This window comes from Mycobacterium sp. TH-M116 (assembly GCF_057473685.1).
Map to the genome: position 1 here is coordinate 1 of NZ_JBYCLC010000336.1, position 10,732 is coordinate 10,732.

Annotated in this window: 10 protein-coding genes; 1 reads left to right on the plus strand and 9 read right to left on the minus strand. The window is 67.6% G+C overall.

Going from position 1 to position 10,732, the window contains the following annotated elements; all coding sequences use genetic code 11:
- From AC2VOK_RS17235 to AC2VOK_RS17275, 9 genes are all read right to left on the minus strand, one after another.
- On the minus strand, positions 1 to 491 hold a 491-nt coding region (locus AC2VOK_RS17235; protein ID WP_428901569.1), incomplete at its 3' end, for an MCE family protein.
- 3 nt (positions 492 to 494) lie between these two features.
- On the minus strand, positions 495 to 1,643 hold the full coding sequence (locus AC2VOK_RS17240) for a virulence factor Mce family protein (RefSeq protein ID WP_428901570.1): 1,149 nt from the start codon (positions 1,641 to 1,643) through the stop codon (positions 495 to 497).
- Positions 1,640 to 3,139, minus strand: a complete 1,500-nt coding sequence (locus AC2VOK_RS17245; protein ID WP_428901571.1) for a virulence factor Mce family protein — start codon at positions 3,137 to 3,139, stop codon at positions 1,640 to 1,642. Before AC2VOK_RS17245 ends, AC2VOK_RS17240 begins: the two co-directional genes overlap by 4 nt.
- A complete protein-coding gene (locus AC2VOK_RS17250) occupies positions 3,136 to 4,569 on the minus strand; it encodes a virulence factor Mce family protein (RefSeq protein ID WP_428901572.1) in 1,434 nt (477 codons plus the stop codon). The genes AC2VOK_RS17245 and AC2VOK_RS17250 overlap by 4 nt, the downstream gene beginning before the upstream one ends.
- On the minus strand, positions 4,566 to 5,597 hold the full coding sequence (locus tag AC2VOK_RS17255; protein WP_428901573.1) for an MCE family protein: 1,032 nt from the start codon (positions 5,595 to 5,597) through the stop codon (positions 4,566 to 4,568). Before AC2VOK_RS17255 ends, AC2VOK_RS17250 begins: the two co-directional genes overlap by 4 nt.
- On the minus strand, positions 5,594 to 6,808 hold the full coding sequence (locus AC2VOK_RS17260; RefSeq protein WP_428901574.1) for an MCE family protein: 1,215 nt from the start codon (positions 6,806 to 6,808) through the stop codon (positions 5,594 to 5,596). The genes AC2VOK_RS17255 and AC2VOK_RS17260 overlap by 4 nt, the downstream gene beginning before the upstream one ends.
- Positions 6,809 to 6,812: 4 nt before the next feature.
- Positions 6,813 to 7,682: an MlaE family ABC transporter permease gene (locus tag AC2VOK_RS17265; protein WP_428901575.1), complete on the minus strand. Its 870-nt coding sequence runs from the start codon at positions 7,680 to 7,682 to the stop codon at positions 6,813 to 6,815.
- A 1-nt stretch (position 7,683) separates the two neighbouring features.
- Entirely contained in the window at positions 7,684 to 8,481 is a 798-nt protein-coding gene (locus AC2VOK_RS17270) for an MlaE family ABC transporter permease (RefSeq protein ID WP_428901576.1), read from the minus strand.
- The gene (locus AC2VOK_RS17275) at positions 8,478 to 9,200 is read right to left on the minus strand and encodes a FadR/GntR family transcriptional regulator (RefSeq protein WP_428901577.1); all 723 of its coding nucleotides are present in this window, start codon (positions 9,198 to 9,200) and stop codon (positions 8,478 to 8,480) included. The genes AC2VOK_RS17270 and AC2VOK_RS17275 overlap by 4 nt, the downstream gene beginning before the upstream one ends.
- Before the next feature lie 153 nt (positions 9,201 to 9,353).
- On the opposite strand from AC2VOK_RS17275, the gene AC2VOK_RS17280 reads away from it, so the two are divergent.
- On the plus strand, positions 9,354 to 10,732 hold a 1,379-nt coding region (locus AC2VOK_RS17280), incomplete at its 3' end, for a BUD32 family EKC/KEOPS complex subunit (protein WP_486944297.1).

Consider the following 10,732-nt stretch of genomic DNA (forward strand, 5'->3'; position numbering starts at 1 on the left):
TGTGCCGTCTCGTGGAGCAGTGATGCGACCTTGTCCTTGGGCAGCACCGCCAAGCCTTCATTGGCGGCATCGAGCGCCGGGCCGATCTGGCTGGGAACGGTGGTCGTGGTGATCGTCTGCCCGTCGCGCAGGAACGGGCCTCGGTTGCGGTTCGACACCAGGTCGATGAATTGCTCGCCGACCGCCGAGACCGAGTGCACGTTGGCCGATGCGTCGGCGGGGACCTGGTAGCGGTTGTCGATGCTCATCGCCGCCCGCGCGCCTCGCCGCGTCGGGTCGACGGCGGTGACCTTCCCGATGGTGATGCCGCGGTAGGTGACGTTGGACGTGCGATACAGGCCCCCGGACTGCGGCAGTTCGGCATACACCGTGTACCGACCGATGCCGACCAGGCTCGGTATCTGCAGGTAGTACCAGACCAGGACGACCACCGCGGCCACCGCCACCCCCGCCAACACCACCAGCTGGGCTTTGATCATGCGGGTCAACATCTCTCAGTCACCCCTTTCCACCAGCGGCCCACCCGGGGCATCGTTCGGGTTCGGGGTGTAGCGGACGTCGGGGATCATGGTTTCCGGATCCCGTCCCCACGACTGCTCGAGGGCCCGCAGAGCGCCGGAGAAACCCGTTCCACTCAGCGTGGTGTTGTCGATGGTGGAAAGTGTCAGGTCGAGCGTGGCGGACACGTTGATGTAGTCGCCGCGGATCACCTGTGTCACGTCGTCGATGTTGAAGGGCGCCGTGAGACCCAATTTCAGCGCACCCACCACGTACGGCGAGGCCCGACCCAGCTGTTTGAGCGGCCTCTGCAGCGCCGCCAGACTCTGGTGCAGGTTGGGCCGGGTGGCGACCAGCGCCCGGTTGGCGGCATCGCTGAACCGACCCAACGCCTCGGTGGCGTCGGCGAACAAGGCACGGGTATCGGCGAAATGCTTTATCAGAGGCGGGATCTCGGTGAGCACCCGCTCCAGGGTGTCCTTACGGTTGGCGACGATGGCCAGGAGTTCGTTGGACGAATCGATGGCACGGGTCAGATCGCCGCGCTGCCGGTTCAGTTCGGCAGTGAAGGTGTCCAGGCGCTGGAGGAATTCGCGGACCTGGTCGACGTGGCCGTCGAGGATGTCGACGACCTCGGATTGGATCGCGTCGAGATTCGGAATTCCGCCGCCATTGAGGATCACCGCAATGCTGGCCAACGTCCGTTCGACGGTGGGGTAAGCCGAGGCGTTCTGCAGCGGGATGGTGTCGCCGCTTCGCAACTGTTGCGGCGACGGATCTTTCGGCGCGGCCAACTCGACGTGCTGAGTTCCCAGCAGGCTGGTCTGACCGATTTTCGCGGTCGCGTTGGCGGGTAGCCGCACGCTGGGGTCTACGTTCAGCGTCAGGGTCGCGATCCAGTTCCTCAGCCTGATAGCCCGCACAGTGCCGACCCACACGTCGGCGACCCTGACCCGGCTGTTGGTGTTCAGTGCCAGCGTGTCCGGCATCTGCACATAGATCGTCAGGTGGTCGGGGCCCGTGCCTTGGCCGACGGGCAGCGGCACGTTCGCGATGCCCCGCCAGGTGCACGACGTCAGCATCACCGGTACCAGCAGAACGGCCAGCACCCACACCGGCGCGCGGCGAGTGCCCTGCGCGCTCACTGGCCCGGCCCCGGGCGAGCGGGCTGCGGAGACCACTGCGGCGGCGGCGGATTGGACTCGTCATAGGCGTTCGGCGGTCCGGGCATGTTCACACCCGGCGGCGGGGGCGGGACGTCCGGCCCCCCCATGAGCTCGGCCAGCGATTCCGCGGTGAGCATGTTCGTCGTGGCAGGCTGCACCGGCGTGCCCTGCATTCCCGGCGCGACGACCCAGCCGGGCTCGTGATTGCCGTGCGAGAACGGTGTGTCGCGCGCGAAGATCCCCGGGACGGTGGTGTCCTTGTACCCCGGCGGGGGGCGCAGCCGCTCCTCGGAATACGCCACCTCCTTGGGCAAGGTGGCCGGCGAGTTGAAGAAGTTCGCGCCGGCGGGAAAGTAGTTGAACTTGATGGCGTCCAGCACCGGGGCCAGATACTGCGCGCACAGCTCGGCCGAGTCCTGGTAGCCCAGCCGGCTGCCCGCCTGGATGGCACTGCAGACGAACTGCAGCGGGTTGGCGAAGTTCGGAAAAGCGAACAGGCCCACCAGCGAGCTGCTCAGCGGATGGTAGAGGTTGTTGAAGTTGCCCGCGAAGGTGGGCAGCACATGCAGCGCGGTTTCCAGGCCGTCGCGCGGCTCGGATGCCAGGATCGCGGTCGTCACGTCGGCGACGTTGCCGACGTCGTGGCTCAGCACGGATCTGTTGTCGCTCAAGAATTTCCGGGCTGTTGCCAGAACGTCGTCGATGTGTCCGACGGTGTCGGCCACGTCATGGTCGGATTTGGTGAACCAGCCGGTGAACTCGGCGAGGTCGGCGTTGAGTGCGACGAACTGTCGATCGTTCTGGTACAGCGCGCTGACGAACTGCGCCAGGCTTCGCGTGATCGCGACGAAGTCGCCCCGGCCCTCGTTCAGCGCGGTCAGCGCCTGCGACAGGTTGTTCAGGGTGTCGTTGACCTGCTTGCCTTTTCCGGCCAGATTGTCGGCCGCCTTGTCGACGACCTCACCGAACGGACCTTTCGGCTGCCGCTCGGTCGGGCCGAGTTGACGCAGGATCCCGTTGAGGGAATCGCGCAGCTGATCCCACTCGACGGGCACCTGGGTGCGCTCGATCGGGATCACCGCACCGTCCTCGAGCACCGGCCCGCCGGTGTAGGGCGGTGAGAGCTGGATGGTGCGCGACGCCACCAGACTGGGGTTCAGGATCGATGCCGTGGCCTGGGCGGGCACCTTGTACTCGTTGCTGTAGTGCAACGTGACTCGCATCTTGTCGCCGAGCGGCTCGATCGTGTCGATCGACCCGACCCGCACCCCCATGATCTGAACCCTGTCGCCCGCATACAGGGCGAGGGTCTCGGGGAAATACGCCACCACCGTCGTGTTGGTCAGTTTCCGGTAGAGCGTCACCCCGGCGACCGCAGCGATACAGACGAACACCACCGCCAGCACCCCGACAACCAGCGCCCTGCCGGACATCTTCGGCAACCGCACGTGACGAATGTCGAAGATGGTGCTCATGGGTTGTCACCGCCTGTCAACGGGTCCGTCCGTGCGCCCGGCGGCGCGTGCGCCGGCAGGGGAACGCCGCTGCCCGGGACGTCCGGCGGCGTGTCGCCGGGCCGCGCCGCACTCGGTATCCCCGGTGTGGGCGGCGTCCCACCCGGATGGGGCGGCGACGCCTGGATGTCGGGCGGCGTAAGGAAGCCGCCCGCGTCGGTACCGAAGGGGCCTTGGTCGGACACCATGCAGGGCAGCGGGTTCGAGGGCCGCGGCAACGCGTCCGCCGGCGGCGCGTAGGAGCACGGCGATCCCGGCCCGACGGCGGGCCCCGGGTGATCCGGAGTGCCCTCCAGCGCCGGCGGCGCCGGCGGCGGTGCGCCGTTGGGGAACCGTGTCCCGTTGGGGTCGGGCCACCGGAACGCCGGCAGCCCGGCGCTGCGCCAGAAGTTCTCCGGGTCGATGCCGCGCTTCTTGAACGCCGCGTCAACCCAGGGCTGCAGAACCTGATAGGGCATCAGATTTGCCACGATCGCCTTGAAGAACGGCCCGGAAGCGACGGCCTCCGTCAGGGATGCGGTGTATCTGCTGAGCAGCACCAGCACATCGGCCAGTTCACTCTTGCGCTTGACCAGTTCGTCGCTGACCGTGCCCAACTGCGCCAACACGTGATGCGCGTTGGGATTCTCGTTGATCAGACCGGACACCTGGGCCGACACCGCCGATACGTTGGCGAGCACAATGCTCAGCGCCTGACTGCGCTCCCGAAAAGCGCCCAACAATGTCTCGGCGTTGACCAGCAAGCCGTTGACCTGTTCGCTGCGGTCGCCGAGCACGCCCGCAACCTTGTTGGCATTGGCCAACAACTGCTTGATCTGCTCGTCGCGACCGCCGATGGTCTCGGAGAATCTGGCCACACCGTCGAGGGCGGCACTCAGATGCGGCGCGGTCTGATCGAAGGTCTCCGACAATACGTTCAGTGACCGCTTGACGAGGTCGATGTTCCAATCCGTTGCCGCCTTCGTGACGTCGACGAACGCGTCGTAGATCTGGTAGGGCGTGGTGGTCTGCCCCGAGGGAAGGATGCCGTTGGGCTGCAACGGTTCTGAGCCGCGTGGTTGGATCTGCATGTTCTTGCGTCCGAGAAAGGTGTCGGTGCGGACCGCCACGCGGCTTTGCGTCCCGATCCGTCTGCCGGGCAACGAGAATCCGATCAAGACCCGGTTCCCGCGGATCACCAGCGAGCGCACCAGGCCGACGTTCACCCCGGCGATCTCCACCCTGTCACCCGTGCCGATGCCGCCGGTATCGGCGAATTGCGCGTAATAGACCGGTGTGGCGAACAGCATCGGCACGCTGGTGAAGCTTTGCCCCACGCCGACGGCGAGCAGCGTGACCAGTGCGCCCATCAGCCCGATGCGGCCGCGGTTGACCTCCGTGAGCGTTCTCATTGCGGGGTGCACCTTCCGGTGGGCTGCCCGAACAGCTTGACGGTGCGCACCGGGCCGCCGGGCTGTAGACCGTTGACCTTGACGGCGATGTCGCAGAGATAGAAGTTGTAGAAGTCGCCGTAGATGCCGCCGGCGCGGCCGATCACGCGGTAGGCCTGCGGCAGCTTCTCGAGCACGTCATCGAGAGCGGACTGGTCGTCGATGAGCGGCTGCGCGACGTCCTCGAGGTACCCGAGGGTGCCGTGCAGCGCCGGCCGGTCGTCGCCCAGCAGAGCGGCCAGGGTGCCCGCGGCGTCGCTGAGGTGTGCCGCCGCCGCGGCCAGCGGGTCGGCCCGGTTTTTCAGCCCGGTGATCAGCAGTTCCACGTTGTCGACCGTCCGGTCGAGCTCTTTCTGGTGCTTGACTGTGGCGGCCAGCACGGTGTTCAGGTTGGTGACGACCTCGCCGATCACCTTGTCCCGGTTGGCCAGTGCGGCCGTCAGGGACGCAGTCTGGTCGAGGATGTCGTTGATGGTGGCACCCTGCCCCTGGAACACGGTGATGATCGAGGAGGCGATGCCGTTGACCTTGTCCGGGTCCAGCGCCTTGAACAGCGGGCGGAATCCGCCGATGAGTGCGTCGAGGTCCAAAGCCGGTTGCGTGTGCTCGACCGGGATCGTCCCGCCCGGGGCCAGCCGCTCGCCGCTGTCGCCACGGCCCAGTTCCAGGTAGCGCTCGCCGATGAGGTTGAGGTAGCGGATCGAGGCCGTCGTCGCCCGGTCCAGCGCCACCGAGCGGTCCACGGCGAAGTCCACCAGAACGCGGCTGTCCCCGGCGATCAGGGTCACCGTGGAGACCTTGCCGACCTCCACCCCCGCCGCGCGGACGAACTGACCGGAACGCAACCCGCTCGCGTCGGTGAACACCGCGGAATACCCTGTGGTGCGGTCGAACCGCATCTGCCCGAACACCACGATGATCACCGCGGTGAACACCGCCAGCACCGACCAGAGGACGCCGAGTTTGATCGCTGTGCCGGTGGTTCTCATGGGTTGATCGTGTTCTCCCCGTATTGGCGGCCCCAGACGTATTCGGTGAACATCGGCTGGCCGAGCTCGAAGTGGTTGTACGGCGCGACGCTGGCGCCGGTGTCCATCACCAGATACGGCGCCGGCCACAGGTCGCGGGTGATGGTCTGCCAGCAGCCCGGCTCACCGCCGGGCCCCCCGCGGGCGTTGACCCGGGGCAGGTTGTCCGGATAGACATACGGGTTGGGGGCCCCGACGACGGTTCCGGCAGCCGCCAGCGAATAGCCGTTGCCGCCGACGGCATGAGCGACCTTGGGTGCCGCGTCGTGAAAGTTGCGGACCGTGCAGAGCAGTTCGGGGCTGTAGGTGTCGAGCAGCCGGGCGGTGGGCACCAGATCGGCGGCGCCGCGGGCCAGGTAAGGCCCACCGCGGGAAAAGATTTCTTCGCCGTTGCGGCCCACCCCGACCGCCGCCAGCAGAGCGGCATCCAGATCGTTCTGCTGTCTGGTCAGCGTGCGCGCGGTGGTCACCGCGTTCTGCAGAAAGCCCCACAGATCCGGTGCGGCCCCGGCGTACACATCGGCCAGATCCGCCAACCGCCGAACGTCGTGCCGGAACGCGGGCATGCGCGGATTCAGCCGCGCCAGAATATCGTTGCCGTTGACGAGCGATTCCCCGAACTTGTCTCCCAGCCCGTTCAGCGCCTGCGCCAACGCGGACAGCGTCGCGTTCAGCTCGATGGGGTCGACCTTCTCCGCCAGCGAGGTGACCGACTCGAACAACGTGTTGAACTCGGTTGTCACCGAACGCGCGTCGATCACGTCGCGCGGTGAGAGATGCCGACGATCCGGGTCTTTGGGCGCGCTCAGTGCCACATATTTGTTGCCGAACAAAGTGGCCGCCTCGATGTTGGCCACCACATTGGCCGGGATCACCTCGATGTAGCGGGGGTTGACGTCCAGCAGCAGTTTGGCCGCCGGCCTGCCGTCACGTTCGATCTCCGAGATGCCGGCCACCCGGCCGATCGCCACCCCGTTGTAGGTGACCTTCGCCCCCGATTCCATCACCAGCCCTGCTCGCGAAGACACCATCGTCAGCTCGGATTTCGGTGTGAAGTCGCCGCGGAACTGCAGGTACACCAACACCAGAACCAGACCGCAGACCGACAGCAGGACCATGCCCTCCACATACAGCCACACGCGTCGGTCGGTACGCATCGCCGGGGTCGACATGGCATCACACCGTGAGGTCGAAGTTCGGGTCGACGCCGTAGAGGGCCAACTGGGCCAGCAGAACCACGACCACCACCGACACCAGGGAGAAACGCATCGAGCGCCCGACGGCCTGACCGACCCCGACCGGGCCGCCGCTGGCGGTATAGCCGTAGTAGCAATGGGTGATCATCACCACCACCGCCATGATGACGACCTCGAGCACCGACCAGCCCACGTCCTCGGGCCGCAGGAAGGTGCGGAAGTAGTGCTCGTAGGTGCCGTTCGACTGGCCGTAGAACACCGTCGTGACAATCTGCCCGGAGGTGAAGGCCATGTCGAGAGCCAGCGCGTACAACGGCACGATCACCACCAGACCGCCCAGGATCCGGGTCGAGACCAGAAACGAGATCGATTTGATGCCCATGACTTCCAGCGCGTCGATCTCCTCGCTGATCCGCATGGCACCCAACTGCGCGGTGGCACCGGCGCCGACCGTGGCGGCCAGCGCGACTCCGGAGATGATGGGCGCGGCGACACGTGTGTTGGCCAGTGCGGCAAAGAATCCGGTGAACGCCTCGACACCGATGTTGCCCAGCGACGCGAACCCCTGGATGGCGATCAGCGATCCGCCGGACAGCGTCACGAAGCCGATGATCGCGACCGTGCCACCCACGACGGCCATCGCGCCGGTTCCCATACCGATCTCGGCGATGAGCCGCAGCGTCTCGCGGTGATAGCGGCGCAGCGCCCACCCGATCTGCCAGAAGCTGATGCGGGTGAACCGCGCGAAAATCCCGATCCGCTCGAACCGGCGCGCCGTGCCGCCGCCGTAGCGCTCGATGGTGGCGGCGGTTCGCGGGAACCGGCCCCGTGCGATGACACCGGTGGACATCTCAGCGCCCCGTCCCGAACCGGATGCCGATCGTCGTCAGCACCACGTTGACCGCGAACAGGGCGATCACGCACAGGACCAGCGTCTCGTTGACCGCGATGCCGACGCCCTTGGGACCACCCTTGGTGGTCAGGCCGCGGTAGCAGCCCACCAGCCCGGCGATCGTTCCGAACGTGGCGGACTTGACCACCGAGATGACCACCTCGGGCAGGCCGGTCACCAGGGTGAGGGTGCCGACGTAGGCGCCTGCCGACACATGCTGGATGTAAACGCCGAAGATGAAACCGCCGACCAGGCCGATGGTGATCACCGCACCGTTGAGCAGGGTCGCGACGATGGTCGCGGCCACGACACGGGGCACCACCAGCCGGTGGATGGGGTCGATGCCGAGGACCTCCATCGCGTCGATCTCCTCGCGGATGGTGCGGGCGCCCAGGTCGGCGCAGATCGCCGTGGACCCGGCGCCGGCGATCACCAGCACAGTGGTCAGCGGCCCCAGTTGGGTGACCGCGCCCAGGGCCGCACCCGCGCCGGAGATGTCGGCGGCGCCGAACTCGGCCAGCAGGATGTTGAGCGTGAAGATGATGAGCACGGTCAGCGGAATCGCGACCGCGAGGGTAGGCAGCAGCGACACACTGGTGATGAACCAACCCTGCTCGATCGTCTCGCGCCACTGGAAGGGCCGCCGCAGCAGCGCTTTACCGGTGAGCACACAGGTCCGGAAGAACCCGCCGACGGCGTCAACCCCGGGCGCGATCTGGCCGCGCAGATAGGTGGTGATCACCGCAGTGGTGCTCACCGCCGCTTCCCCCGGCGCTCGAGTGCTTCCAGCAGTGCCGCATTCGCCGGTTCGAGGGCCTCGCGGGCGGCTCTCTTCGCTTCAGCCCCGTCGCCGGCACAGATCGCATCGGCCAGTTCCCGATAGACCTCCGTGCAGTTGCCTTCGGCGGTCATCCCCGGTGCGACGGCCGCGATCGCCGGCTCGTAGGCGGCGCGAAAAGCGTTGTACATCAACCGGAATACGATCGATCCGGCGCTGTCGACCACATGTTCCCAGAAGGAGAGCGCACGGCGTTGCCACTCGAGGGGGCCGGGCGCCGACTCCAGGGCGCGCAGCGCGTTCTCCAGCAACCCCGGCAGGTCGGGTCCGTGTCGTTCGGCCGCAAGCTCGGCGACTTTCGGGCCGTTGCGCAGCCGGGCCTCGAGGATGCTGCGGAAGACCGCGCTGTCGAGCTCACCGTTGCGAAACAGCAGACGCGGCAACAGATCCAGACCCGCGTGCCGCCGGAAGTCGCGGACCGTGGTGACGCCGCCCTGGCGCACGTCGACCAGGCCGGCTGCCGACAGCCGCTTGAGCGCCTCGCGGACGGCGGGCCGCGATACGCCGAGCACCTCGGCGAGCTGGCGCTCACTGGGCAGGGCCGCACCGGGCTGCATCTCCCCACTCAGCACGTCGGCGGCGATCTGCTCGAAGACCTCTTCGGGCACCGATCGGCGAACCACGGGTTGCAGCGCCATGCGGCAAGTGTGGCGGCCAAGTGGCCAGACGTCAAGTGGTCAGACCACTGTTGTGTCCTTCCCCGGCCGGCCGTTGTGCGGCGCGGGTCAGGTTGACGCCGGGCCGCCGCGCGTGCGGCGCCGATCCGAAGGACCTCAGGGGACACTGGGAGCATGCGAGTCGACGGGTGCGACATCGGCGTTTCCGGCAGCTTGCTGCAACCGCTGATCCGGCGTACCAACGACATCCTGCGACTGGTTCTGGCGGCCCTGTTCCTTGCCACCGTGATCACCAGTTCGCTGATCACCCGGCCCGACTGGGTCTCGCTGGAGAGATCTGTCTCGCAGATCGTCGGTGTGTTGTCGCCTGCGCAGTCCGACGCGGTTTACCTGGTGTACGGGTTGGCGATCGTGGCGCTGCCGTTCGTGATCCTGATGGGCCTGATCGTCTCGCGGCAGTGGAAGCTGCTGGGCGCCTATGCGGGCGCCGGGATGGCCTCCGTCGTCCTGTTGACGCTCAGTAGCAACCACATCGCGGCACCCCGCTGGCACTTCGAGTTGTCCGACCGGCTCACCACGGTGCCCGCCCAGTTCCTCGACGACCCCCGGTGGATCGCGATGCTGGCGGCCGTCCTTACCGTGTCGGGCCCCTGGCTGCCGGCGCGCTGGCGGCACTGGTGGTGGGCGCTGCTGCTCGCCTTCGTGCCGATCCACCTGGTCATCAGTGCCATCGTGCCGGCCCGCTCACTGCTGGGGCTGGCAGTGGGATGGCTGGTCGGTGCGCTGGTGGTCCTGGTTGTCGGCACGCCGGCCCTCGAGGTGCCGCTGGACGGCGCAGTCCGGGCGATGGCCGGCCGCGGGTTCTTCGTGTCGCAGCTGACCGTGGTCCGGCCGGCCGGCGCGGGGCCGCTGGTGCTGCGGGCCGCGTCGTCCGATCCCGACTCGGCGGTGGCAGCCTCGGCGGTGATGGAGTTGTACGGGCCCCATCAACGCAGCGGGGGGGCACTACGCCAGATCTGGCGAAAGGTGCGCCTGCGCGACGACGAGACCGCCCCCCTGGTGGCCTCGATGCGCCGCGCCGTGGAGCATCGCGCGCTGATGGCCATCGCCATCGGCGATGCGGGGCTCGCCAACACCTCCACGATCGCCGTGACGCCGTTGGCGCGGGGATGGATGCTGCACGCCCACACTCCGGTTCGCGGCGGGCCGCTCGACGAGTATGCCCACGAGGTCCCCGTCGCCCGGGTGTGGGAGGCGCTGCGCACGCTGCACGGCCACCAGATATCCCACGGGGACCTGCGTGGCCACGAGATCACCGCCGACGACGGCGCGGTGCTGTTCGGCGGCTTCGGCGTCGCCGAATTCGGTGCCACCGACGCCCAGTTCCAGTCCGACCTCGCCCAACTGCTCGTGACGACGACGGGACTGTACGGCGCGGGGCCCGCGGTCGGCGCGGCGATCGACGCGTTCGGCAAGGACGCCGTCCTGACTGCCTCGCGCCGGCTCACGAAAATCGCTGTGCCCACAAGGCTCCGGAAGTCGCTGCCGAACTC

What these genes read in the sequence shown, in the direction of transcription:
- AC2VOK_RS17245 (WP_428901571.1), bottom strand. Translation starts at nt 3,139, where the DNA reads ATGAGCACCATCTTCGACATTCGTCACGTGCGGTTGCCGAAGATGTCC.
- AC2VOK_RS17275 (WP_428901577.1), bottom strand. Translation starts at nt 9,200, where the DNA reads ATGGCGCTGCAACCCGTGGTTCGCCGATCGGTGCCCGAAGAGGTCTTC.
- AC2VOK_RS17265 (WP_428901575.1), bottom strand. Translation starts at nt 7,682, where the DNA reads ATGTCCACCGGTGTCATCGCACGGGGCCGGTTCCCGCGAACCGCCGCC.
- AC2VOK_RS17255 (WP_428901573.1), bottom strand. Translation starts at nt 5,597, where the DNA reads ATGAGAACCACCGGCACAGCGATCAAACTCGGCGTCCTCTGGTCGGTG.
- AC2VOK_RS17250 (WP_428901572.1), bottom strand. Translation starts at nt 4,569, where the DNA reads ATGAGAACGCTCACGGAGGTCAACCGCGGCCGCATCGGGCTGATGGGC.
- AC2VOK_RS17260 (WP_428901574.1), bottom strand. Translation starts at nt 6,808, where the DNA reads ATGTCGACCCCGGCGATGCGTACCGACCGACGCGTGTGGCTGTATGTG.